The sequence below is a fragment of the Coprobacter fastidiosus genome (genome assembly GCF_982245605.1).
Map to the genome: position 1 here is coordinate 1 of NZ_CEVCIF010000046.1, position 25,361 is coordinate 25,361.

Annotated in this window: 14 protein-coding genes; 8 read left to right on the forward strand and 6 right to left on the reverse strand. The window is 36.4% G+C overall.

What is annotated here, in order from left to right; genetic code table 11:
* Nucleotides 1-91: 91 nt before the first annotated feature.
* The 4 genes from AC0UMU_RS11155 to AC0UMU_RS11170 all read right to left on the reverse strand — a co-directional run bounded on the left by AC0UMU_RS11155 (nucleotide 92) and on the right by AC0UMU_RS11170 (nucleotide 3,954).
* The gene (locus tag AC0UMU_RS11155) at nucleotides 92-2,332 is read right to left on the reverse strand and encodes an inorganic phosphate transporter (RefSeq protein ID WP_278714525.1); all 2,241 of its coding nucleotides are present in this window, start codon (nucleotides 2,330-2,332) and stop codon (nucleotides 92-94) included.
* A gap of 125 nt (nucleotides 2,333-2,457) precedes the next feature.
* Nucleotides 2,458-2,829: an arsenate reductase family protein gene (locus AC0UMU_RS11160; protein WP_278714524.1), complete on the reverse strand. Its 372-nt coding sequence runs from the start codon at nucleotides 2,827-2,829 to the stop codon at nucleotides 2,458-2,460.
* A 512-nt stretch (nucleotides 2,830-3,341) separates the two neighbouring features.
* Complete coding sequence (locus AC0UMU_RS11165) at nucleotides 3,342-3,584, reverse strand: DUF6582 domain-containing protein (RefSeq protein WP_022390545.1); 243 nt, start codon at nucleotides 3,582-3,584, stop codon at nucleotides 3,342-3,344.
* Nucleotides 3,571-3,954, reverse strand: coding sequence for a thioredoxin domain-containing protein (locus AC0UMU_RS11170; RefSeq protein ID WP_288641415.1), 384 nt, complete (start codon nucleotides 3,952-3,954; stop codon nucleotides 3,571-3,573). The genes AC0UMU_RS11165 and AC0UMU_RS11170 overlap by 14 nt, the downstream gene beginning before the upstream one ends.
* 149 nt (nucleotides 3,955-4,103) lie before the next feature.
* Between AC0UMU_RS11170 and AC0UMU_RS11175 the strand changes: the two genes are divergently transcribed.
* The 4 genes from AC0UMU_RS11175 to AC0UMU_RS11190 all read left to right on the forward strand — a co-directional run bounded on the left by AC0UMU_RS11175 (nucleotide 4,104) and on the right by AC0UMU_RS11190 (nucleotide 9,713).
* Nucleotides 4,104-5,309 carry a glycosyltransferase family 87 protein gene (locus AC0UMU_RS11175; protein ID WP_288641418.1) on the forward strand — a complete coding sequence of 402 codons (1,206 nt, stop codon included), beginning with the start codon at nucleotides 4,104-4,106 and terminating at the stop codon, nucleotides 5,307-5,309.
* A gap of 48 nt (nucleotides 5,310-5,357) precedes the next feature.
* Nucleotides 5,358-6,542 (forward strand): DUF418 domain-containing protein, encoded by a 1,185-nt coding sequence (locus AC0UMU_RS11180; RefSeq protein WP_022390549.1) that lies wholly within the window; start codon nucleotides 5,358-5,360, stop codon nucleotides 6,540-6,542.
* Nucleotides 6,543-6,837: 295 nt separating this feature from the next.
* Complete coding sequence (locus AC0UMU_RS11185) at nucleotides 6,838-7,917, forward strand: NAD(P)H-dependent flavin oxidoreductase (protein WP_009318884.1); 1,080 nt, start codon at nucleotides 6,838-6,840, stop codon at nucleotides 7,915-7,917.
* Between the two features lie 344 nt (nucleotides 7,918-8,261).
* Nucleotides 8,262-9,713 (forward strand): glycosyl hydrolase family 28 protein, encoded by a 1,452-nt coding sequence (locus AC0UMU_RS11190; RefSeq protein WP_022390551.1) that lies wholly within the window; start codon nucleotides 8,262-8,264, stop codon nucleotides 9,711-9,713.
* A gap of 167 nt (nucleotides 9,714-9,880) precedes the next feature.
* On the opposite strand, the gene AC0UMU_RS11195 is transcribed toward AC0UMU_RS11190, so the two are convergent.
* Both AC0UMU_RS11195 and AC0UMU_RS11200 read right to left on the reverse strand, forming a co-directional pair.
* Nucleotides 9,881-11,164, reverse strand: a complete 1,284-nt coding sequence (locus AC0UMU_RS11195; RefSeq protein WP_122337906.1) for an L-cysteine desulfidase family protein — start codon at nucleotides 11,162-11,164, stop codon at nucleotides 9,881-9,883.
* A gap of 478 nt (nucleotides 11,165-11,642) precedes the next feature.
* A complete protein-coding gene (locus tag AC0UMU_RS11200) occupies nucleotides 11,643-14,171 on the reverse strand; it encodes a Kelch repeat-containing protein (RefSeq protein ID WP_288641424.1) in 2,529 nt (842 codons plus the stop codon).
* Between the two features lie 813 nt (nucleotides 14,172-14,984).
* On the opposite strand from AC0UMU_RS11200, the gene AC0UMU_RS11205 reads away from it, so the two are divergent.
* The 4 genes from AC0UMU_RS11205 to AC0UMU_RS11220 all read left to right on the forward strand — a co-directional run bounded on the left by AC0UMU_RS11205 (nucleotide 14,985) and on the right by AC0UMU_RS11220 (nucleotide 25,293).
* A complete protein-coding gene (locus AC0UMU_RS11205; RefSeq protein ID WP_009318889.1) occupies nucleotides 14,985-17,243 on the forward strand; it encodes a GH92 family glycosyl hydrolase in 2,259 nt (752 codons plus the stop codon).
* 389 nt (nucleotides 17,244-17,632) lie between these two features.
* Nucleotides 17,633-18,619, forward strand: a complete 987-nt coding sequence (locus tag AC0UMU_RS11210) for an alpha/beta hydrolase (RefSeq protein ID WP_288641903.1) — start codon at nucleotides 17,633-17,635, stop codon at nucleotides 18,617-18,619.
* Between the two features lie 57 nt (nucleotides 18,620-18,676).
* Nucleotides 18,677-21,577 (forward strand): DUF5010 domain-containing protein, encoded by a 2,901-nt coding sequence (locus tag AC0UMU_RS11215; protein WP_278716349.1) that lies wholly within the window; start codon nucleotides 18,677-18,679, stop codon nucleotides 21,575-21,577.
* Nucleotides 21,578-21,759: 182 nt separating this feature from the next.
* Complete coding sequence (locus tag AC0UMU_RS11220; protein WP_288641905.1) at nucleotides 21,760-25,293, forward strand: PA14 domain-containing protein; 3,534 nt, start codon at nucleotides 21,760-21,762, stop codon at nucleotides 25,291-25,293.
* Nucleotides 25,294-25,361: the final 68 nt, after the last annotated feature.

The window sequence follows — 25,361 nt, forward strand, 5'->3', positions numbered from 1 at the left end:
TTAGACATAACAAAACCCCGAAAGTTTTTTGTCCAACTTTTGGGGTTCATGTCATTTAATGTCCGGACTCTTTTTATAAATCGTTTAAGAATTATTCTTCTACTTGAAATTTTCGGCTGACTTTCAGTAAATTGCTGGTGTAAGCTACGACATTTTGAGCTTCTTGTATCATTGTAAGATATACCATGCTCACCTTCAGACTTCCGGTTTGTCCTTGTATCCGTTTCAGCTCGGCACGTTTTAATTGGGCAAGACTGTTGATCAGATGATTTGCAGTAGATATGGCCTCTTCAAAATTTGTGTAATCATTTTGAAGAATAATATTCCGTGCTTGTTCCAGAAAATCGGTAATACCTTCTGAAATGTGTTTGAATTCTTCTTTTTGAGCTTCCTGCAAAGGGTTGAAGTTATTGTCTGTATGTTCTAGACAAGGTTCGCATATACGTCCTATGCTATATATGACTTCACTGATAAAATCATTTCCTTGATAATAATACAATCCTTTCTCAATAGCGGTATTATTATCGAGATGAGCAACTCCTAACGTACCTATACGTTTTACTTTTTTGATATGGTCTTTTTCATCGTCGATAAGATTCATTGCCTTGCGTAATCCTCGGTAACTTTCGGACATAAACGAGTTGACTGTTTTGTCAAAAGTTTGTGAGGCAACTTCCAGTATAGCTCCAAGTTCATCTCTGGTATGTTTTCGGAGTAAGGATAGGGCTTCTTGTGTATCGTGACTGCTCATCAATTTTTGTACGGTCGGATCTCCTTTCTGTTTTGTAAGAGCTTTTTTATAGACTAATTGGCTACGAATAAGACTGAATATAGCCAACCCGATAAAAGCTATGATAGCGATTGTTCCTCCAAAATGTATAATAGTAGTAACAAAGAAGCAGATAAAAAATGCTGCTCCGGCAGTAATAAACCAACCGCCTATTACAGATAATACTCCGGTAATACGATATACTGCACTTTCGCGGCTCCAGGCTCTGTCTGCGAGAGAACTACCCATAGCTACCATAAATGCTACATAGGTAGTGGAGAGTGGCAATTTAAGAGCTGTTCCCATTGCAATCAAGAACCCGGCCAATACTAAATTTACAGAGGCCCTTATTAAGTCGAATGCTGCCCCTTCTGCTAAAATCGCATCATCTGTATTGAATCGTGCATCTATCCATCGTTTTATTTTGTCCGGAACGATATTGGACAAGCTGGAGTTGACAGAACTTGATAACCGAACAATAACTCGAGCAACGGGTGAAGTTCCGAAAGCTTCTTCTCCTTCTTCCTGACGTGAGAGATCTACTGAAGTTTTTACTACATTATGAGCTTTTTTTGAAGTAAATAATGCTATAACCATTACAAGTCCGGCAGATACAAGAAAGTACCATGGAGTGTGTGCCGATCCCATAAGAGAAGTCATTAGATATGTATCGGGATCAGCCCCTGGTTGAGAGCTGAGATCGATAAATGATGAATAGCCGGCAAGAGGAACTCCGATAAAGTTTACCAAATCGTTTCCGGCAAATGCTAAAGCTAATGCAAATGTTCCTACCAGAACAATGACTTTAAATACATTAATATGTATCCATTGAAATATTTGCATCAATATGGTAGAGCCGATAAAACAATAAAGAATCAGAGATCCTGTATTTTCTTTTATCCATAGTTTGTTTTCTGGGGTCATAAACGATGATTCTTTTAGCCCGCTGATCAGTACGAAATAGATGATTGTCGTTATTGCTATTCCACCGAAGATTGCAGCGAAATATTTCATCTGTTTTTTATAATTGAATGTAAATATGAGGCGGGCGATATATTGTACCACAGTACCGAAAAAGAAAGCAATAGCTACGGAGACGAAAATAGCCAGAATCACGGATAAAGCTTTGTCTGTATTCAGTAATTGTCCGAATTCTAAGGAATGGTCACCGGCGATTTTTATGATAGATAATGCAAATGTTCCGCCTAAAAGTTCAAATACCAAAGAGACTGTAGTGGATGTCGGCATTCCCAAAGAATTGAACATGTCGAGAAGTACGACATCTGTAAGCATGACGGCAATGAGAATGCACATAATCTCGGTAAAATAGAAATGTTCCGGTTGGTAAATTCCGTGACGTGCTATATCCATCATTCCATTGGAGAGAGAGGCTCCGATAAAAATCCCGATCGCAGCAATACACATGATTGCTTTGAATGGTGCGGCTTTTGCCCCGATTGCCGAATTTAGAAAGTTGACGGCATCGTTACTTACTCCGACTACTAAGTCGAATATAGCTAATATAAAAAGAAAAATAACGATTCCTAAGTAGAATGTTTCCATATAAGTTCCTTTTTGTACTTTTAACGGACGCAAAGGAATGAAAAAGATGTTACAATAAAGTTACAAAATGGGAAATGTTAACTTTTTTGAGGATTATCTTTGTTTGAATGATGAATTATGGATGATTATGGCTTTTCAGATTTTAAAAGAGTTTTAGACCATTCCTCTTCGTTAAAACCTATAAGGACTGTATTCTCGGATATTAGAACCGGACGTTTGACCAACATTCCTTCGGAAGCAAGTATTCGTAACAGTTCTTCTTGCTGCGTATTTTTAATTTTGTCTTTAAGATTCAGTTCTTTATAGCGTAATCCGTTTGTATTGAAGAATTTTTGTATCGGCTTCCCGCTTTTCTCAATCCATACCGATAGTTCTTGTTGTGTTGGATTGTCAGAAACAATGTCACGAATTATTACATCTATATGGTTGCTTTTCAACCATTGAGCAGCTTTTTTGCATGTCCCGCATTTAGGATATTGTATAAAAAGAGGTTTCATAATTCTTTATAATTAAAAATTGGTATAAGAGCCTGTTGAAATTTTTGAATGAGATTCAAATCGTCTTTTCTAAAGCAAATTTACTGAAATATTTTAAGTGGATATGGTAATAGGGAATGTTTTTTCTGTTTAGAAAAGTCTGTAAATAGAGTTTGGGTTAGATTTGTTTTTATCATGAAAGCTTGTGCTTTTTGGTAATTAATATTTACATTCTACATCCGCAAAAATAAGCAATTGTAAAAAGTTAATTTTGTGAATACACATATCAGAAAGAGAGAATAACTGATATAGAAAGTTACTGTCTTTGGCACGTATGGGATGGTGGGAAGCTGATTTAAAAATAGGTCGTATCGTTATTCTGATTTTTTGATAAATTTATTAAACCTTCAATCTGATAATTGAAGCTAGATGAGAAAAGAAAATTATAGAAAAAAGTATATGTCCTGGAAACTAACGATAATTTCCGGAATATTTTGTTTGGTAAATCCCTTGGTTTCTTTTTGACAAAACTTTTATTTTTTTGCCCATTCTAAAATTATCGGGCTATTAATTGTTACTCCGAATTGTTCGGCTTTAAGTAAAATATTTCGTGCAAGTTCCGCTTTTTCCGTGTCGGGAGCATATCTAAAATAAGCTTCAGCTGCTCTTACGTGAGCAGCATCGGGCATAGGGAAAGCTCGTTGTTGCGGAAGGCCGAACTCTGAATTGTTGAGTTCCCTTCGTTCGGTAGTATCGAGTTTGTCAGATGCAGTCATTTTTTATTATTTGTTTTGTTCTACCTTCAATTAAAAACTCTGTTTTTTCTTTAGCTTCTTCCGGAGTCAAGAATCCCGGGATAAAGAGCGGTTTCCCGGTTAGGGGGATGAACATGGTTGTCGGAGATGTTTGAATATCGTATATTTGTGCTATTTGAGGGTCTCGGTTGATCAATACTTGATAGAAATTAACTTGAGGAAATAGTTTTTTTAAAGGATCGTAAACGTCCCGAATACCTTTTTCGTATAGATGAACCGAGTCGTGGAAAACAATGACGGCAGGATTTATACCTCTGTATATCCATTCTGAGCCGTGAGTAAAATCAGCTATTTCTTTTATAAAACGAGCTTTCGATAAATGTTCTAACATATTTGTTGAGTTCTAAGTTTATAGGGGTAGAACACTTGTAGCATCCTGAAAGATTTTTATTTCTCTTTTTTTTAACGTATCATTCAGAAATATGTGTATATATATTTATATTTGTAGCGAATTCTGTATCCTAAATTCCCGAATTTATTATGCAAAATCTGATCAGAAAGTTCAGTATATTTATTCGTAAGCCTTTTTTTAGTGATTACCGGACAGTTTTCGGATTGTGGATGCTGTTGGCGGTGATAGCATGGGTGATGAAATATTTTCATCATTCATACAATAATTTTATGATTTTCCGGCAAACATTTTGGCACGCTCTTTCACGTTTGTCTTTGTATGCAGAATATCCTGCTGAGTATTTCGACCACAATCATTATGGTCCTTTTTTTACATTATTTGTCGCTCCGTTCGCATTTACACCGGTATGGTTAGGCTTACTCAGTTGGCTGTTGTTTTTGTCGTTTTCGTTATACGTTGCGACTCGTACTTTACCGCTTGAAAAGAAAAAATTGATATTTATATATTGGTTTTGTGCTCATGAACTGTTGACGGCATTGTTCATGTCTCAGTTTAATATCGGTATTGCCGCTATTATTATATTATCGTTCACGTTGATAGAGAAAGAAAAAGATATTTGGGCGACTTTGCTTATCGTTATCGGATTATTCATAAAGTTGTACGGAGTTGTCGGGTTGGCGTTTTTCTTTTTCTCCCGTCATAAATTCAAGTTTATCATATCTTTTATCGGTTGGTCCGTTTTTCTTTTGATATTGCCGATGTGGGTATGGGGCACTGATTATGTATTGAATCAATATGTAGAATGGTTTGTCAGATTATCAGCTAAAAATCAAGATAATCAGTTCGCTTTGATGCAAAATATATCGTTATTGGGAATGATTCGAAAAATATCCGGTATAGCGACATATTCCGATTTATATCCGATATGTGCAGGTTTGGTATTGTTCGGATTACCTTATTTGCGGATAAAACAGTATATAAATCCGGCTTTTCGATTGACTTTATTGGCATCAGTTCTGATGTTTGTTGTTCTTTTTAGCACGGGTAGCGAGTCTAGTACTTATATTATAGCGTTTATGGGGGTAGCTATTTGGTATGTAGCAGCGCCTTGGAAGAGAAGTCGAACAGATGTTGTCTTGATGGTTTTTGCATTTATTCTGACCAGTATGTCTCCTTCAGATCTTTTTCCGGCTTATTTACGCAAACATTATATAACGCCTTATGCGTTAAAAGCATTACCTTGTGTTGTAATCTGGCTCAAATTGGTATATGAAATGTGCTTTAAAGATTATGCCTTGCCTAATTATAAAATAATGAATATGGTTAAAGAGTAAAAATTATTCAGATTACCGTTCAAATATTCTCAACCGTTAAAAGTAACCATGAACACTCCTATTCTTAAACCCTCTGAGCGATTGAAAGTAGTAGATTCTCTGCGGGGATTTGCATTGTTGGCAATTGTATTGTTACATAATCTGGAACATTATAATTTATATTTTATTCCAGATTTTTATCCCGAATGGTTGCAATCTATAGATAAGTTTTTCTGGGATATGATTTTTTTCTTGTTTGCGGGGAAGGCATATGCTACATTTTCGTTATTATTCGGTTTTAGTTTCTATATTCAGTTTAGTAACGCCCGGAAAAAAGGAATTGATTTTCGGGGGCGTTTTGCATGGAGAATGTTCCTTTTATTCTTGTTTTCACAATTTCATGCATTGTTTTATAATGGCGATATTCTTTTGCTTTATGCAGTAGTCGGTCTTGTATTGATACCTGTGTGTAAATTGAGCGATAAGAATGTTTTAGTTATTGCGGTATTTCTTCTTTTACAACCTTATGAGTGGGGACGTTTGTTGTATGCCGCATTTAATCCTGATTATGCAATTACGAATAGATATGTTCCTTATGCTATCTTATCGGGACAAGTTACAAGTCAGGGAACTTTTTGGGAAGTCCTTTGTTCGAATATCTGGACAGGACAACTGTACAGTAATATCTGGCAGGTAGAAGCCGGTCGATTGTTCCAAACTGCAGGATTATTCATGCTCGGGATGCTGTTGGGGCGCAGACGATATTTCGAGAAAAGCGATGTTTCTTGTCGTGTATGGCATCGGATTTTGAAGTCGGGAATTGTTATGTTTATTCCATTATATTGTCTAAGAATTTTTGTTCCGGATTATATAGAGAATTCTTCAGGGAAGATTCCTTATACTATTATAATTCAGTCTTTGTCAAATTTCGTTTTTATGGCAATTCTTATATCGGCATTTACATTGTTATGGTTTAAGAAAGAATCGGGCTATAAATGGCAAAATTTTATAATACCCTATGGCCGAATGAGCCTGACAAATTATATTACGCAGTCTATTATTGGGGTAGCGATTTATTATGGTTATGGATTATGTTTGTATAGAAGTACTGGAGCTGTTGCAACATTATTGATAGGTGCCGCTATTTTTATATTTCAATTATTGTTTAGTCGTTGGTGGTTGAGTAAGCATAAACAAGGTCCGTTTGAGTATTTGTGGCGTAAAGCGACTTGGATGGGATATAAACGAATTTAGGGTTAATAAAGTGTATATAATGAAATGATATATTCAATGTCCTTTGTGATATTTTATGTTAAAGAATAAGGAGGTAGTATAAATAGTTGTCTTTACCGACTATTTATAATAAAAATATGCTTCTTCTTTCAAAATAAATGCCGTTCTTTGATGCATCAATGAAATAAGTTTATTTTAATCTTCATTTTCTGAGTGAGTTCTCGTTATACTCTATATGTTGAGCTTTTCTGGCAAACGCAGGCTACATAAACTTTTCTTGTTTTAGACACAGTATTATCAAAAGAAAGTATTTATTATGAAATCTTTTTATATGGGAAATCTAAAGATAGATTTACCTGTAATTCAAGGGGGTATGGGAGTTGGGATTTCCTTATCCGGTTTAGCCTCAGCAGTAGCTAATGAAGGCGGAGTAGGCGTAATCTCTTGTGCCGGACTCGGTTTGTTATATCCTAAGTTGTCGACTGATTATCTGAAAAACAGTATTTTCGGGTTGAGAGAAGAGCTTCGTAAGGCTAAGGAAAAGACTAATGGAGTAATAGGTGTCAATATTATGGTGGCATTAAGTAATTTTTCGGATATGGTGAAGACTTCTATTTCCGAAAAGGCTGACATCATATTTTCCGGTGCTGGTTTACCGTTGGATTTACCTTCTTATTTGGAAAAAGAAAGTAAAACAAAATTAGTACCTATCGTTTCTTCGTCACGAGCTGCGAAACTGATTTGTGAGAAATGGAAAAATAATTATGATTATCTTCCGGATGCAATTGTTGTAGAAGGACCTAAAGCCGGAGGTCATTTGGGATACAAGAACGATCAAATTGAAAATGAGCATTTTTCATTGGAACATATTGTCCCGGAAGTTATCGAGGTGATAAAAGTCTATGAAAAATCTGGACACTGTAAAATTCCGGTTATTGCAGCCGGAGGGCTTTACACGGGAGAGGATATTTATCGTCTTATGCAGTTGGGTGCTACCGGAGTTCAGTTGGGAAGTAAATTCGTGACGACAGAAGAGTGCGATGCTTCTCCGATTTTCAAACAAGTATATATCGATGCCGGACAAAGTGATATTGAAATTATTGCCAGTCCGGTAGGAATGCCGGGGCGTGCTATATCGGGAGAGTTCATTCGGAAAATAAAATCAGGAAGTGAAAAACCTCGACGTTGTGCGTTTCATTGTATCAAAACATGTGACTATACCAAAAGTCCTTATTGTATAATAAAAGCGCTTTATAATGCAGCAAAGGGGAATATGCAAAAAGGATATGCTTTTGCTGGGGCAAACGCATTTCTGTCGCAGAAGATTGTGAGTGTACGAGAAACCATCGAGACCCTTAAAAAAGAATTCAGGCGTGCAGAAGAGGCGACTAAATAAAGAAATTTTCTGACATGTAAAATTTTTGTGACCGTTCAGGGTAATATTGATATATTATTTTTGAACGGTTTTTTGTAAAATGAGGTAGATGGTTGTACGGGAAAATCCTAATAAAATGTTAAACGGATTCTAAATTTTTATTCAGATAATTACTAAAGAACATATCCTTTCTCGAAAAATTATTATCTTTGGAAATATTAAAAGGTGTCATGTAAATAGAATTTCCGGTAAATGAGAAACACAGCATTTAAAATAGCATAAAGTTAAAAGTGTAACTTTACCAGAAAATAAAATTATTATAATATTTTGATCGAACATTTCTCACAATAAAACACACGATGTCTATGAAAACAAAAAATTGGGGTAAGGTTTACCTGATAATGTTACTTGTATGGATTCCGTTTTTCGGGAGTGCAAAGAAGAATAATGTTACCATTTATCCGATGCCGAGAGGAGAAAAAATCAGTACAGAATATGCTGTTTCTGTTGCCGGGCGAGATGTCCCGGTTTATATCGCTAAAGTCGCACCTTTGGATAAACGGAAAAGATGGGATGCAATGGATAAGCGTCAATGCGGAGAGGGATATTATGATATTGCGTCTTTTGCTTATTTTGATTTGAACGAAGGGAAGGCTAAAATAACAGTTACAGTTCCGGAACAGATAGATTCAGTGAAAGTATTGCCCTCTTCTTATGGCATAAAACCGGATATTAAAGGGAATAAACTTTCTTTTACGGTGTCTTCACCGCAGAATCTGACGATAGAGGTAAATGGAGAGTGGATTCGATCTTTACATTTGTTTGTAAACGGACCTGAACAGAATATCCCAGACCCGAACGATCCGAATGTTATTTTTTATGGACCGGGAATTCATGAAATTACTCATGTTGAGGTAGGAGATAATAAGACGGTATATGTTGCCGGAGGTGCGGTTGTCCGTTTGACGATAGGGGCGGATGAGCCTTTCCATGTTTCAAAGTTTGGATTAAAAGGGTATTCGAAGGCTTTTTGGCTGAAGGGAAATAATATAACTTTTCGGGGACGTGGTATTTTAGATGCGAGTGCATGTACTGTGCATTCCCGTCATATGATCGGAGTACGCGGTGAAAATATACGTCTTGAAGGGGTTATTCTCAGAGATGCGCCATTGTGGACAGTTCCGGTCGATTGTTCTAAAAATGTAGTGATAGATAATATTAAGTTATTGGGGCGGCGGGCAAATTCAGATGGTATAGATATTTGTAGCAGTGAAAATGTCTTAATTAAAAATTGCTTTATCCGTACTTTGGATGATTTGATTGTTTTGAAAACACCGAGAGGCATGAAAGATATGAAACATATAAGAGTTGAGAAATGTGTGTTATGGAATCAAATGGCTCATTCTCTGAGTATCGGGGCTGAAATTACACAGCCGATAGATGATGTTTTGTTTACCGATTGCGATATAATTCATGATATCGGAAGGGAGTGGGCTTTGCGTGTGTACCATACAGATAAGGCATTGGTGACGAACGTACGTTTTGAGGATATTCGCATTGAAGAGTGCAATAGGTTGATGTCTGTTTGGATTGGAAAAGATGTGTGGACGACAGATCCTGAACCGGGTAGAATCGATGGCGTTACTTTTCGTAATATAACGGCTTTTGGTAAAACTCCGAATGTGGAGGTTGTCGGTTTTGATGAGATGCATAAGGCAAAGAATATTCTTTTTGAAAATATTCGTGTAAATGGTCGATCGTTGATTAAGGACGATGTATCGGTTAATAAATATTCTGATAATGTTATGGTTAAATAGTGTAGAAAGAATTTTTTCTGATTGAAGAATCCGAATTTTTTAGATACAGTAGTTTGATGTTAATGATTATGCGGACTTTTGGAGGAGACCGTTAGAATATGATTCGGAAATTTTTTGAAGAATCCGATTCCGGAAATATAGAATTGTCCATTTCCTTAATGTTATAGTTAATGCTTGTGGGTCATGATATCGAGAACTATTTTATCGGTTTCATTCATCCCTTGAGAACCGATAAGAGTAAGATTTCGAATGCATTGATCCACATCATTTTCAATAATGCCTTCTACGGATGTTACACATTTTTGTTCCATTGCCAATATTGCTGATAATACTGCTGTTGATACGCCGCTGGTTAATTTTAATGCACAACTCGGTTTAGCTCCGTCGCAAATCATTCCTGTAAGATTTGCGATCATATTTTTTACTGCTGCTGTGATTTGAGGGTATTTACCTCCCATAAGATAAGTTATTCCGCAACTCGATCCGGTAGCTGCAACAACACAACCGCATAAAGCAGATAATCTTCCGAGACTTTGTTTTATGTAGATTACGGTAAGGTGACTTAATATCAAAGCCCGAATCAATTCTTCCTCTGTTTTTCCATTTTCTTCAGCATAAATGACAATAGGTAATGTTGCCGCTATACCTTGGTTACCACTACCTGAATTACTCATTATTGGGATCATAGCTCCCGCCATGCGGGCATCACATGCAGCAGAAGTGTAAGATAGTATATGAGAAAATATGCTGTCACCCATAATTTTGTGTTCAAATTTCCCGCGTAAAGTTTTTCCGAGACTATGGCCGAAGTCGTATTTAAAAGATTGTTCTGCAGCGTATTTGTTGGTACGGGCACTTTCGAGAATAAATCGTATCTCGTTTATTGGAGAGGTTGTAGCAAAGTCATAAACTTTTTGTAGATTCAGTTCAAGGATTTGTTCTTCATGATTGTTGTTTTCATCAAGTTTCTTGTCTAATAATACATCATTATTTTTGGATATGTAAATAAAATGAGTATGTTCCCCTGCAATTATTGCGGTAGAATGATTCTGAGATGTCTGACAACAGACTTCGATATAAAGTTTTTCTTGAATATTTTCTTTTAGAGAAATGCTGATCGATTTTTGATCGATCATTTTTTTCCCTCTTTTTACAGCTTCATGTGTACATTCTTTTAGAACCTCCAATTGATATTCAGATTTTCCGATCAAAGCACCTAACGCTATGGCGATAGGTAGTCCGATCATTCCAGTACCTGGTATACCGACACCCATAGCATTTTTTAATATATTAGCACTTAAATATACGGTTATTTTTTCTGGTATTGTCCCTAAAATTTCCGTGGCTTTGGCTGTGCATAGAGCAACGGAAATGGGTTCGGTGCATCCGATTGCCGGAATGACTTCTTGCTGTATCAGTTTAAGAATTTTTGTTCTTTCTAAAGTATCCATCAACCTTATTTTATGCTTCAAAGATAGCGAAATTTAATGGACTATATAGGTTTTCTGATAAGAGAATATTATCCGGCCATTTTTGTAAGTTGCATAGTCTTCTGCTATTTGAATTTATCGAAACGAAAAAATATTCTTGGAAGTAATTTTCAAAAAATGTTCATGTAAAATTTCGGCAGACTATGGAGTTTGTTTTTATAGGGTATATTTCTCATTTATTTTGTAATAGAGTTCTCTGGAATCTTATTTTTCTAATGATAATTTGATACATTTGCAAAATATTTGGGATAAGTATATTTATGGGTAAGATAATGGAAGAAAAAAACAAGGGAACTAAAAGACCGAAAAGGAATGGTACTCGACCAGCTAAGAACAGTGGAAAAAGGATTGGAAAATCCCGTCCGGAAAAAGCAGATAATGCACGTAACCGTATATTAAAACAGGTTTGAATTTTCAAACCTGTTTTAATATACGGTTATTATTCGTTTGCATGAATAATTTGTGAGAAAGGAATATTATATTCTACTCCTAATAATGTATGATATTCTTTGCAGAAATTATCGTATGTGTTTTTTGCTATTCCTTTTTTCCCGCTGTTATATAATAGAGTACATTTGACTTGTAACGCTTCTTCGTTTAGTATATCGTGAGAAAATATGGTCTCTGCAATTTGTAACCGGAATTTATCATTGTGCAAGAACTCTTCTTTTTTTAAGAGTTCATTTAATAAATCGATAGTTGCACAAGAATAATCGCTTTTAAAATTATCTAACCAGTCAAATTGGGTATTAGGAAGTAGTGGCCCGTAAAATAGTAATTCGAGTAAGTCATAGAAAAAAGATTCTTCTTTGTGCTGACTGTTAGTAGCTTCTTGAATGTATTGAAGAGCCATTTGATAATCACAGCATGCAGGATTATCGCTTTCTATTTTCCAGAAATTATTATCTTGCACGATACGGACATTTCCGATCTTTTCTAATAATGACCTTAATTTACTTAGTGAGACGTTTCGGTTGTTTTGTGCAGATTTTTCGCTTTTGTCCCCCCATAAAGTCTCGTCTATTTTTTTATTGGTAATACCTCGTTCATCTTTTTGGCTATGCAATAAAATTAATAGCAATAGAGATTTTAGAATAGGTGTGAAACTGCCTGATATATCATTACCTTCTTTATCTTTAACTTGGAATTTTCCCAATAGACGAATACAAGAATGGGTTGAATCGAAGATAGGCTTGCGTTTAACTTCTTCTTGATCGGTAGAACCTGAAGGTAAAGAGGTTTCTGGTTTGATAATCGGGGCTTTAGTTTCCGAAGAATTATTTTTTCTTTTGAAGAAAATAAAAGCAATACTTGCCAATACAATTGCAATACCGAGAAGGGTGTAAAATATTTTCGGTTCGGATTTTTCTTGTAAAGTATCGACATAAGATAATGTTGGATAATGGATAGAATAAATATCGAATAGTGATGTCGAATCTTTATATTGTTTACAGAATAATGCGTATATTTTTTGTTTTTCAGGGAATTGATACAGAGTGTAACTGGTTCGTTCGTCAGATTTTAAATCTACATTGATATCATCTGAAACTCGTTCTAATCCGGGTTTGTCTATTCTTATTTTTACAAGATAGGGTTTAGGATTGATAATAAGAACATAGAAACTATTATCAGACGAATTGTAAATCATGTTTCTTCCCGGGAAAATATTTACGGTGTCGGGCATTTCTATATTCCATAATTTCTCTGTTTTAAAAGTTTGCAAATTGATTTTATACAGATCATAATAATTGTGCGGAGACATTTCTTGGCGACCTGATTTGCACCCTCTTCCTCCAAATATGTATAGATTATTATCGACTACGGCCGATGTTGCAAAGAAACGAGGATCGATGTCTTCGATTTTAATTTTTTCCCATTTCCCGGTATATGGTTTTATTTTGAATAAATCGTTTTTATATATATAATGTCCATATCCTCCGAAGGTAATTATAGAAGTATCCGTCGGATTATAAGTTTGAGTATGATCATAATATTGCATATCTACTTCGGGGACAGATTTGTTTTCCCATTCGTTAGTTACCGGCATATATCGGGATAATGTTTTGTTATTGAGATCGAAAGATATGAGTTCTTGAGTATCGGGAATATAGAATAATCCGTCATTCTTGTCTCCGGCAGGATATCCCGATATATCTTTTATAATTCTTTCTGTTCTCGTAACTACATTATAAGTATAAAGGGTCTGTAAATCTTGATTAGACAAAAAATAGAATATTCCGTGAATCGGATCGAAATCGAATTGAGGTTCGTCTTTTTGTTTGATACTGAATACTTTTTCCCATTTACTATGAGTATTGATAAGCCAAATAGGATTGTCTGCATGAGCAGGTATATGTTTTATTGAATCTAAACAAAAGCTTTCTTGGTGTTTTCCTAATTGCCAATAACGAATTAGTTTATTTCCTTCATATACTCGTATGTTTTTTATATTTATAGGTGCAGCTTCCGGAGATTTATATTTGGGAATTCTGCAAGCTCCGAAGCTAACTTGAAAATTATGTACATTGGAAAAAGAGTGTTCAAAACTTTTCTTTTGAGAACCGAAAGTAAGTTCTATTTGTTTATTCTCCGGTAATAATGAAATTTTTACAGGTATCCATCTGTTATGTTCTATTGTGGCGATGTTATATCTTTTTTCATTGACTAATAATGAAACATATACATGTTCTCCATTATTGGGGGAGATTAGAAGATCAATATTCTCTCCGGTATTGGTGATAATCCGGTTTATGAAACCAAAAAGAATAGGTTCTTTACGAATATAAAGATCAAAAGATAAAGAAATCCCTTTAGAGGATAATTGGAAAGGCTTTCTGTCATTCAGAATGAGTCCGGTTCGTTGTGCTCCGGTATATTGGTTTGATTTAATATATAGACCCAAATTCAGATCTTCTGCATGGAGCGATACTGCAATAAGAAAAAAGAAGAATAAAAATAAACGCTTCATTTATTGTTTTTTTATGCACTTCAAGTTTTAGACAGACTAACTATCATGCAAAGGAACGAAAAAAAAACGGCATTTTTATTTATTTGATGTAAATAATGCTTTTTTTTGTATTTCCACTTGCTTTCTGTTTTAAAATCAGGTATATATAATATATAATTGATGGCAGCCTATTAAAAGATAGTTTAGCATTGATTTTAAGGTGAGCAAATTATAGTGAAAACTCGGACAGGCTTTAAGTAGATTATAAAATCTTTTATTCAAGAATATTGAAAATATTTAATTACGCTTTAAGGTTTTTGTAATTTGTATGAGAAGGGCACATTTTGTCGAGAAAGTGTATATTAATGAACAATTAATATTTTATTTGGATGATCGAAAATAAAAATGAACGTATTGTCTTTTTGTATGTTTTTAGACAATCATAAAAAAATGAAAAAACAAAAAAATTCTTTCGTTTAATTTGAATTTTAGGTTCAAATTAATCTGTTATTACTCAAATTTTAAGACAGATATTTTATTTTTGTCTTGAATTTAGAATTGTTTAAATCTTTGTTCAGAATTATTCTGAAAATATTTTTCTGATTTTATGAGATAATAGGCTGAAAGACGAAGTAGGGTTGAGGAAAACATCCCCGAAAGAGGTTCGAAAAATTTGAATATATAATTTTATTATCATTTTATTATCGGAAAATTTAGATAGATTCTTGAAATCGTTTTTATTGTGATTCGAAAAAGTCAGTTGAATCTAAATAAGCTTTTAAGATAGTTTTTAAAGAAATACTTTAAATATATACAAACACAAAAAAATAATTTATGAGAAACATCCAGAATTTTTTGCTTGGTGCGTTAGCCTTGTTGGTTTCCTGTAACACGCCGAATGTCACAGAAAAAACTCCGGTAGATTATGTAAATCCTTACATGGGAAATATCAGCCATTTGCTGGTTCCGACATTTCCTACTATTCATCTTCCGAACTCTATGTTAAGAGTTTATCCTGAACGTCCTGATTACACGTCCGACCAAATTAAAGGATTACCCTTAATTGTAACCAGCCATCGTGGAAGTAGTGCATTTAATCTGAGTCCTTATCAAGGTCGTGAAGAAACTCTACGTCCTGTCGTGGATTATACTTATGATAATGAGGTTATAAAACCTTATTATTATAGGGTATATCTTGATGAACAAAATACAGATATAAAGTATGCTCCGAGTCATCAATCGGCTCAATATGAAATTTCGTATGAAAAAGATGCTCCGGTTTATTTGATTTTGAATAGTAAAAACGGAGCGATGCGAGTAAATGATAATACGGTAAGCGGATATCAGCAGCTTGAGAATAACACTCGGGTATATCTTTATCTCGAAACGGAAAATAAACCCGAAAAGACCGGTGTATTGCAAGATAATAAGTTAAATACCGAATTGGACACTATTCGCGGAAATAACGCATGTGTTGCATTATATTTCGGAGATAAAGCTCAAGTGCAGAAAATTCGTTACGGTATTTCTTTTATTAGCGAAGAACAAGCTAAGAGCAATATGGAACGTGAACAAAAATTCTATGATGTGAATGCTTTGGCGGAAGCCGGGAAAAAAGTTTGGAATGATGCTTTAGGTAAAATAGAGGTTCAGAGTCCTGATGAAAATGAAAAGACCATATTCTATACTTCTTTATATCGGTGTTATGAGCGTCCCGTCAATATCAGTGAAGATGGAAGATATTTTAGTGCATTTGACGGGAAAGTACATGAAGATGGTGGAAATGCATTTTATACGGACGATTGGATTTGGGATACATATCGGGCGACACATCCTTTGCGCGTATTGATAGACACGTTGACCGAAACGAATGTAATTCGGTCTTATATATTGATGGCAGAACAGATGGGTGATATGTGGATGCCAACCTTCCCTGAAATCACTGGCGATTCTCGTCGGATGAATTCGAATCATGCCGTTGCGACAGTTGCGGATGCATACGCTAAAGGATTGAGAGGTTTTGATTTGGAAAAAGCTTATTTGGTATGTAAAAAAGGAATAGAAGAAAAAACTTTAGCTCCGTGGAGCGGAAAACCTGCAGGTTGGTTAGATGATTTTTATAAAAAGAACGGTTACATTCCGGCTTTAGCACCGGGAGAAAAGGAAACAGTTCCTGAAGTTCATCATTTTGAGAAGCGGCAACCTATAGCGGTTACTTTAGGTACAAGTTATGATCAATGGTGTCTTTCCCAGATTGCTGAAGATTTAGGGAAGAAAGATGATGCGGAACATTATTTAAAGTGCTCGTACAATTATCGAAATGTGTATAACCCTGAGACTCAATTCTTTCATCCGAAAGATAAGAATGGTAAATTTATAGAACCATTTGATTATCGTTTTTCAGGAGGACAAGGTGCTCGCGAATATTATGGTGAAAATAATGCTTGGGTATATCGTTGGGATGTACCTCATAATGTCGGAGATCTGATCGCTATAATGGGAGGAACTGATCGTTTTATAGAAAATTTGAACCAAACTTTCCGTGAACCGTTGGGACGGGGAAAATATTCTTTCTATGCACAGTTACCGGATCATACGGGTAATGTAGGACAATTTTCTATGGCGAATGAACCCAGTCTTCATATTCCGTATCTTTATAATTATGCCGGTCAACCTTGGATGACACAGAAACGTATTCGCACGTTATTGAAAGAATGGTTTCGCAATGATCTTATGGGAGTTCCGGGAGATGAAGACGGAGGCGGTATGTCTGCTTTTGTTGCATTCAGCTCGATGGGCTTTTATCCAGTGACTCCGGGTAGTCCTACCTATAATATCGGTAGTCCGATGTTTCCGTATGTAAAAATGACTTTAAGCAATGGGAAAATATTTGAAATTATTGCCGAGAATTGTAGCGATGAAAATAAATATATTCAGAGTGCAACCTTAAATGGAAAAGAGTTGAACCAACCGTGGTTTAATCATAGTGATATTGCCAATGGAGGAAAACTTGTGTTAAAAATGGGTGATAAGGCGAATAAAGCATGGGGCAGTGATTTGAAGAATGTCCCTCCATCAGCTAAATCACTGTAATATTATAGTTGATTCGAAATACACACATAATTAAGAAAGCCCCGAGGAAAATTTTCCTCGGGGCTTTTTGTGGTTTTATCCTTTATATTGATATGAGTCATGGGTGTTGTGTATTTATTATTTAATAGAATTTAAGCATGGTAGAAAAAACTGTAAGTACAAGAAAGAATATTTAGATATAGTGTTTGTTAAGTAACAAACAGAAGTCTTGGAATCATTTTTATGATTCCTGATCTGTTAACATTTTCTGAGAGGACGTCTGTAGAGAAGATATATAAAAGAGAATACTTCCTATTTAATTGAAATTAATGTCTTGGGTTAATTCTGAATTAAGAAGTTTTTTAAGGTATCCCGTTTATTTTTGTACCATAATTCAACTATAACACAACATGAAAAACAGAGTATTGATAACATCTGTATTACTCTTATCTGTTATCGGGGTAAATAGAGTTTTCGCGCAAAAATATGAAAATAACCGTTATGGATTGACATTAGAAAAGAAAGAAAACGGTTATGTTTTGAAAGATGCTAAAACAATTGAACGTTTAGAAGTATTCGATATTGAAAAAGCTCTGGCTGATATGTTTGTACCTTATAAGCATAAAATGCGAAAACTTAAATCCGAAGATTTTAATCAGTGTACGACTCTCCATTATGTATTTAAAGAATATCCTAATCACAAATTAGTAATAGAAGTCGATTTGCCAAAGAATAATAAGGATAAAAAAATACCGTATATGGTATGGATTCATGGTGGAGGATGGCATGGTGGAGATTGTATGGGACATAAGGGAATTTCTACTTATTTGGCGTCTCATGGTATTGCAGGTATAAGGGTTTCGTATTCTTTTCCGTCTGACGGTTCTAATTTTAAAGACTCTTATCAGGATTTAAAGGATGCATTGAAGTTTATCCATAAACATGCTAAGGAATGGAATCTCGATGAGAAGAATTTCGGTTTCGGAGGGCATTCCGCAGGCGGGCATCTTTCTTCTTATATGGCAATGACGACTAAAGGAACGAAATTTCTGGTTGCATTTAATGGAATATACGATATAGAACATGTCAAACCAGGATTTGTACCTGGAAAAGATTTTACCTATTTCGGAACAACGGATTCCCAACGTGCGGATGCATCTCCGGTTAATAAAGTGCCGAAAAATCCTCCGTATGTGATACTTACATATAGCGGGGGCGATTATTTGGTAGATCAGGACCAGATGCTTCGTTTTGAAAAAGCGCTAAAAGTGCGTAATGCTCGAGTAGAAACTCATTATAAAAATTATTATTCACATGCAGGGTTTATAGGAGGGTCTGATATTTATGAAGACATGATGATTCATGTGCTGAAAAAAGCGCAGGAGATTTTACAATAGGAGAAAAAGAGAGGATAGAAATGGAACATGGAATAACATATAAAAGAGAGAAACATTATGAACAAACGATTATCTTCTTATTTTGCTGCCGGGTTGATGGCCTGTTTGGTAGGCTTTTCGGGGAATAAGGCAGAGGCTCAGGAAGTATTTTCCAATAACTGGTATGTCGGAAATACCGAAGCCGGTGAATGGATACGTTACAAACAAGTTTATTTGGCTGAAGGTGACTACCGTTTCACTACCAGAGTCGCTGCTCGTAGGGATAACTGTAAGTTACACCTTGAGTTGAATAACGAAACTTTGGTAAGCGGTGTTAAAGTGCCTGCTACTCAAAACGGAGAATTTACTTTGGTGCATTTAGGCCATAAGCATTTAAAAAAAGGCTATTATGACATAAAACTTGTTTTTGATACGGATGATATCAACTGTGACATGATTTTTATTCGTAAGAGCTCTGCAACATCAAATAATGTATTAGATGATGATATTCAATACAGCTTGAATTGGGATGATCCGATGCCTATTTTTGCGATTACCGCTACGAATTTTACCAGTGCGGCTTTGGCAAAGTGTGGAGATAAAGGCGATAATGGGAGCTGGACGGATAAAAATAATAACTATTTTACTGCCGAGCAAATGCGGAGATGGTATAAGCAGCAATTATATGCTTATACGCCAGAAAATACTGAGGAAGCAATGGACCAATTGGTTTCGGAGCTGGTCGAAGCTAAAGTGGAAGTAGCTTATATGCATGGACGAGGAGATCATGATAAGGTGCATAATGTCGATGACCGTCTTTATACAGGAGGTCCTGGAGCTTTCGGTCCGCGTCTGATCAAACGATTTGTAGACGCGGTAAAACGTTCACCTTATGCTAAGGACCATTTAAAAATGGCCTATTTTGTAGATAATGCTGTATTTCCACGTGCTTATGATGATCCGAAGTATGGCAATACGACCGGGAAGACAATGGAATGGGGTGATCCTGATTTTCAGAAATATATTTGGAACTATATGTTTAAACCTTGGTATGAGGTCGTTCCGAAAGATATGTTATATATACGTCCTTCTTCCGGAGCTGTTCCTATTCAGTTGTGGACGGCTAATTTTTCGGAATACGACTACAATAAAAAGGATAATAAAATATTAGAGTTTTTAGAATATATCGAAGGTAAAATGGATGAAACTTTCGGATTGAAGGTCGATTGGATTTTACCGGATAATTTCTGGAAAAGAGATCCGCGTACTGAAGAGAAAGCTGCAGGTATTCAGGGATGGTTTACTTGGGGAGCTAATATAACACCGACACCATGGGAGTTTAAGGGTAAGTATTATAGTTTTGCTTTTAATGGAGGACGTTTGCCCCTGAATAATGTATGGTATAACGATTGGGTATATGATAAAGACCCGATACTTGAGACCGGAACTCCTGTTTTGGATAACAGTGGAAAGCCCAAGGATGATGCTCATTTTTCTTCATTGGCAAAAGATGGAAAAACGCCGGTTATTCGTGAAATTTTCGAAAATGGCAAAAAAGTCAAATCAGAGTGGATCGTGTTGGAATCTTGGGTAGACTGGGCTGAGGGGTCAACGTGGTATCGGAGTGATCATCCGGAATATTTGTATCCTAATCAATATATATCATTGGTTCGGGAATTTGCCGATGAAGAATCTCAATGTATTCTTCTTGAGGCGGAAGGCTGTGACGATTATTATGATAAAACTCCGGGAAATTCGGGCGGTGCTTATCGGTATGAATGGCATCACGGTAAAGAATCCGATTTGGATATCTATCGTCCTCTGCATAATATTTTAGATTTGTGCAAACAAGGAACTGCTTCTTGGCCGTCAACTGCACACGTAACGAATTTTACGGCAGGATTTAATGATGTATGGCAGAGTACATCGGTAGGAAATATTGTTTGTAAACCGATTCATGGGGAAGATCCGTCTTCATCTTTTCTTCCTATTGATAAAAAGCCGAGTGGATCTTTGAAAAAATTAGCATTGGGAAAATATTATGCTTGGGCTATAACGGATGTAAGCGGAAATAATAAAGTCTATCGTACGGAATTACAGCCGGGGGCAGCTTGCAATCAGGCTTATGGTTGGGTAGATGTGACGAATGGTCAGCCGATGGCGGATCTTGATCTGAATATGCGAGAGGTTTGGGGTATCGATGCCGAAGGTGCTGTATATTATCGCAATTTGCACGGGGAAGTTCGTCTTGACGGAGGTACGAAGCAACAAACAAATTGGACCAAAGTGGGAGATGATAATATTCGGTTAAAGTCGATTACGGCCGATGATAAATTCGTATGGGGATTTACTACTGACGGGAAATTAGTTCGGATGTCTTCTGAAAGTAAGAAAGGTTTTCTAGAAGTCGGAAATCCGTATAATCTGACTAAAATTGATGCCGGTGGTGGTGAAGTATGGGGTGTTAATGAAGATAAAGAAATTTATCGGATTAATTCATCCGGAGCAGGAGAATGGGAACGTATTTTGACAAATGGTATTATTCCTGACGATAAGGCAGAAAATGTCAGTGTCGGATATGAATATGTTTGGATACAAGGGATTCCTGTTACTACCGGACGATCGAAATCTTCTACATATTATCGGGCGATTTTGGATGGATTCCAAGGTAAAAGTATTTATGCTTTGGCGGGCAGTTCTACGGGAACGGGTGTGGATATTACAAATGCAGAAACTAAAGTATCTGCTTTCCCGAATCCGTTTACAGATTTTGTTCGGGTAGATGTTTCTGCATTTGTAGCAGAGCCTGCACAGGTTGCATTATATGATATGAAAGGTAATTTGGTTATGTCCAGAATGGAACAGTTGCAGGAGGGACAAAATCGTATTACATTGAATACTTCGAGTCTGAATAATGGTGTCTATATTCTGAAAGTGATTTCAGAACACAGTAAAGCAATAATAAAGCTGGTAAAATAAAAGATTGTTTTAGGTTGATTTAGTTTGGTAAAAAAGAGAGAAAAGGCAAATGTTTTTGGGCATCTGCCTTTTCTCTCTTTAATTAATATCCATTTTTAGTTGTCATTTAACCGTAAAGTAAGTCTTTGGTTAATTTGCTCGAACTATTTTTGAAATTAGAAAACTTTTATTTTGTAATACACATGAAAACAAAAACTCTTTTTTTAGGGATGTGTCTGTTAATAACATCGGAGATAACGGCACAACAACGCACTTCGTTTCAGATTGGAGATGATGGTTGGGCGCTTTGGCTAGACCGAGATGCTTCGTGGAAAAATGATTCGTTGTATTTGCCTCCGGCAGATATTTCAAAAATAACTGTTGCAGAACCGACTTGCGGATGGGATAATCTTTTTTCGTCGCTTCGCCCTGAATCGGAAGCAAGGGAAGTTGTTAAAAATAAGACTTTATCTTTGAAAGTCAGAGTTCCCGGAACAGTAGAAGAATACTATTGGGATGCTCTTTCGAATAATAGAGGTTTAGGAAATACTGGAGATTATAAAGGAGTCAGTTGGTGGGGAACTGATTTTACAGTTTCTCGGGAGATGAAAGGAAAACGTATAAAGATATTTTTCTCAGAAGGTATTCGTCAAAGAGCAGAGGTATTTGTGAACCGTAAGCTGGTAGGTTATGAATTGGTGCATCAGACACCTTTTGAGATTGATGTGACCGATGTTGTAAATTACGGAGGCCGTAATGAATTGGCAGTTCGAATAACCGATCCTTCCGGGAATTTCAGTTGGGGAGATTATACCGGAGATAAATGGGGAGATTACTTGTTTCCCCAGTCCCACGGTTTTGGTGGAATTTTGGGGGCTGTCGAGCTTCGCTCCGTATCACCTCTATATGTATCGGATGTATTTGTTAAAAATAAGCCATCTTTAAAGGACATAGATGTCGATATTGAAATTATTAATGAGGCGTCTAAAGTTTTAAAAGGAAGTGTCGATGTGGCTATTGTAGAGGCTTGGAAAAGTAATGCTCCGGTAACTGATCCGAAGACTTTGTTTACGAAGAATTTGGGCAAAGTGAATGTAAAGACCGGAGAAACAATAAAGTTGACTTTTTCGGCCTCAGTACCCGAAGCTCGTTTGTGGGAGTTGAAAAATTCGAATTTGTATAATGTCGTAACAACGATTAAGGATAGTAAAGGTAAGGTTGTAGATCAGCATAAACAGCGTTTCGGATTTCGTTTTTTAAGTGTAGAGGGATATGGTAAGAATGCTACGCTTAATTTTAACGGTAAACGAACATTGCTTATTTCGTCTATTAGTTGGGGGTATTGGCCTACGAACGGGATGTATCCGACTCGGGAACTGGCTCGTAAACATATAGAATCGGCATTTATATTGGGACAGAATATGTTGAATTTTCATCGTTGTCAGGGAAATACGCAGGTACTTGACTTGGCCGATGAAATGGGGATGTTGTATTATGAGGAACCCGGAGGATATAGTAGTTCGAGAGTAAAAGAAGGAAGCGAGCAGAGTAAAATGAAAAATCGATTGCTTGCTAATCAATTGAATTCTCAGCGTTTTTTGAGAATGGTGAAACGAGACCGTAATCATCCGTCTTTAGTCATGTATAATATGATTAACGAGCCGGGATGGATACCTGATGAAAGGGCGAAGAAAGACATGGCGGAAGCCCATCTGCTTGATCCGACCCGTCTGGTCACGTATGGTTCGGGATTTATGAATGTAGGGAATGATGAGCCTCGGAAACTGCATATGATTCCGTATGACCAGACTCAACGCACTACCGGATATTGCGATGTCCATAATGCCGGAAATTCGGCCGGAGTTTATGTTGATGCTATCTATAATTCTCCTGAGAGTTTTTTGCGAAATGAACGGGCTGAGTCTGAAATTTTTGTTTGGGGAGAAGAAGCTGCTTTGGCATCTCCTCCGCAGTTAGAAAAAGTTGTTGCAGCAATAGAGGAAAACGGTAATCGCAACGGATGGGATGGTGCTGATTATAAAGATTGGTTGAATTCTTATAGAAGTTATATTAAAAATAAAGGACTTGAGAAATATTATCCCTCGATAACAAAACTCATTACTTCACTGGGCGATATAATGTACTATGAACACGGACGTTTTCTTGAAAATGTGCGGATCGCCGACGGTGCGGATATCTATGTTTTCAATGGGTATGAAGATATGAAAAACGATAATTTTTCGGGTGCTGTCGATGTTTTTCGTAATATAAAGGGTACTCCTGAATTGATTAATCATTATGCTCAGCCTGCGTTTGTTGCTGTGAAAGTCCGGGAAAAAATCGGTCATGTAGGAGATACGAATCTGTTCGACATGTTTGTTGTCAATGAACATGCTGTACCAGGGGGAGATTATAATATAAAAGCTTGGGTTGTCAATCCGAAAGGGGGCTCAGACGTATTGTATGACGGAATTGTGAAAGTCTCTGGCGGTGATACGTTCAGCGACTTGGCTGCAGCGAAAATTCCTGTGAAATTAAATAAAGGTATAGGCTATTATAAAATAAATGCAGAATTATCAGATATGTCGGGCAAAAAAGTTGCAACCGGTTATGACGATATTTTTGCAGTAGACTGGAAATCTGATAAGATAAACGGTTATGGTGCTGTAATAGGCGGGGGAATGGAACTTACTAATTTTTTGAAAGATCAGAAGAAAGCGAATATTGTTGCTTATGACGAGTCTCTCGGAAAATTAGATTATATTTTGGTGGGTTCTATCGATCAAGGTACGGCATTTAATACCATATCATCGTTTTGTTTCAAGGCAAAAGACGGAAAAACAATGGGGTTGAATCTGGATTATTTTCGGGGTAAAAATTTTGACATGCAAGTTGACCGTCGTATTTCTGCCGCACCGATAGATTTTAATGTTGGCAGTAAACTCATTCCCGGATATGATATATTGGGTGATACAAAATTCTCACTCCGCTGGGAAGGTTATATTGTAGCACCATATAGCGGAGAAACGGAATTTGAACTTTCGTATGATGATGGAGCGAATCTTTGGTTCGACGGAGAACAGGTTGTCGACAATTTTAGGAACGGGCCTAAAAGAGTTGTGACGTTTAAACGTAATTTGGTAGCCGGAAAATCATATCCTTTAAAGATCGAGGCTTATCAAGACGGAGGAACTTGGGAGTTTGCTTTGAAATGGAAATTACCGGTAAAGATTCAAGAACCTGATATGTCGGCATTATTGAAAAGAGTGCGGGATGATGGAACTAAATTGATGTTGATTGATAATGCAGAATCGTGGATGAGTAAATTAAGGGCTGTCGGCGCAGTTCCCGGTTATAAAGTATTTCATCCTTCAAAAGCTTGGGTGGGAAGTAGTTTTATGGTAAGGGAACATCCTTTTTTTAATGAGTTGCCCGTAAATAAAGGCATGAATTGGGAGTACCAACGACTGGTAGTTTATGATGGACCTAAGCATTTCGGGTTATATGAAATGCAAGGGGAAGAACCTGTGGTATCTTTGGTCGGATCTCCTTTTCACCAGATAACGACATCTGTCGGGGTATTGCCTTATGGAAAGGGGAAAATTGTATTCTCTTCGTTAGATCTGTTGCCGAATTTGAGTTTAGATAGTAAACCGGCGAATGTCCCGAAAAAGATTTTATGTAATTATTTGAAATGGGCTACAGATACACCGATGAATGAGACCTATTTTAAGTAGCTTATAACTTTGGTGAAAAAGATATTTTTTGTTGAGAAATTAAGCGAGAAAAGTCTTTTAAATTAATT

Coding starts and splice junctions, on each gene's coding strand:
- AC0UMU_RS11170 (WP_288641415.1), bottom strand. CDS start 3,954: ATGTTAGAACATTTATCGAAAGCTCGTTTTATAAAAGAAATAGCTGAT.
- AC0UMU_RS11205 (WP_009318889.1), top strand. CDS start 14,985: ATGAGAAACATCCAGAATTTTTTGCTTGGTGCGTTAGCCTTGTTGGTT.
- AC0UMU_RS11180 (WP_022390549.1), top strand. CDS start 5,358: ATGAACACTCCTATTCTTAAACCCTCTGAGCGATTGAAAGTAGTAGAT.
- AC0UMU_RS11165 (WP_022390545.1), bottom strand. CDS start 3,584: ATGACTGCATCTGACAAACTCGATACTACCGAACGAAGGGAACTCAAC.
- AC0UMU_RS11200 (WP_288641424.1), bottom strand. CDS start 14,171: ATGAAGCGTTTATTTTTATTCTTCTTTTTTCTTATTGCAGTATCGCTC.
- AC0UMU_RS11210 (WP_288641903.1), top strand. CDS start 17,633: ATGAAAAACAGAGTATTGATAACATCTGTATTACTCTTATCTGTTATC.
- AC0UMU_RS11175 (WP_288641418.1), top strand. CDS start 4,104: ATGCAAAATCTGATCAGAAAGTTCAGTATATTTATTCGTAAGCCTTTT.
- AC0UMU_RS11155 (WP_278714525.1), bottom strand. CDS start 2,332: ATGGAAACATTCTACTTAGGAATCGTTATTTTTCTTTTTATATTAGCT.
- AC0UMU_RS11190 (WP_022390551.1), top strand. CDS start 8,262: ATGAAAACAAAAAATTGGGGTAAGGTTTACCTGATAATGTTACTTGTA.
- AC0UMU_RS11220 (WP_288641905.1), top strand. CDS start 21,760: ATGAAAACAAAAACTCTTTTTTTAGGGATGTGTCTGTTAATAACATCG.
- AC0UMU_RS11195 (WP_122337906.1), bottom strand. CDS start 11,164: ATGGATACTTTAGAAAGAACAAAAATTCTTAAACTGATACAGCAAGAA.
- AC0UMU_RS11160 (WP_278714524.1), bottom strand. CDS start 2,829: ATGAAACCTCTTTTTATACAATATCCTAAATGCGGGACATGCAAAAAA.
- AC0UMU_RS11185 (WP_009318884.1), top strand. CDS start 6,838: ATGAAATCTTTTTATATGGGAAATCTAAAGATAGATTTACCTGTAATT.
- AC0UMU_RS11215 (WP_278716349.1), top strand. CDS start 18,677: ATGAACAAACGATTATCTTCTTATTTTGCTGCCGGGTTGATGGCCTGT.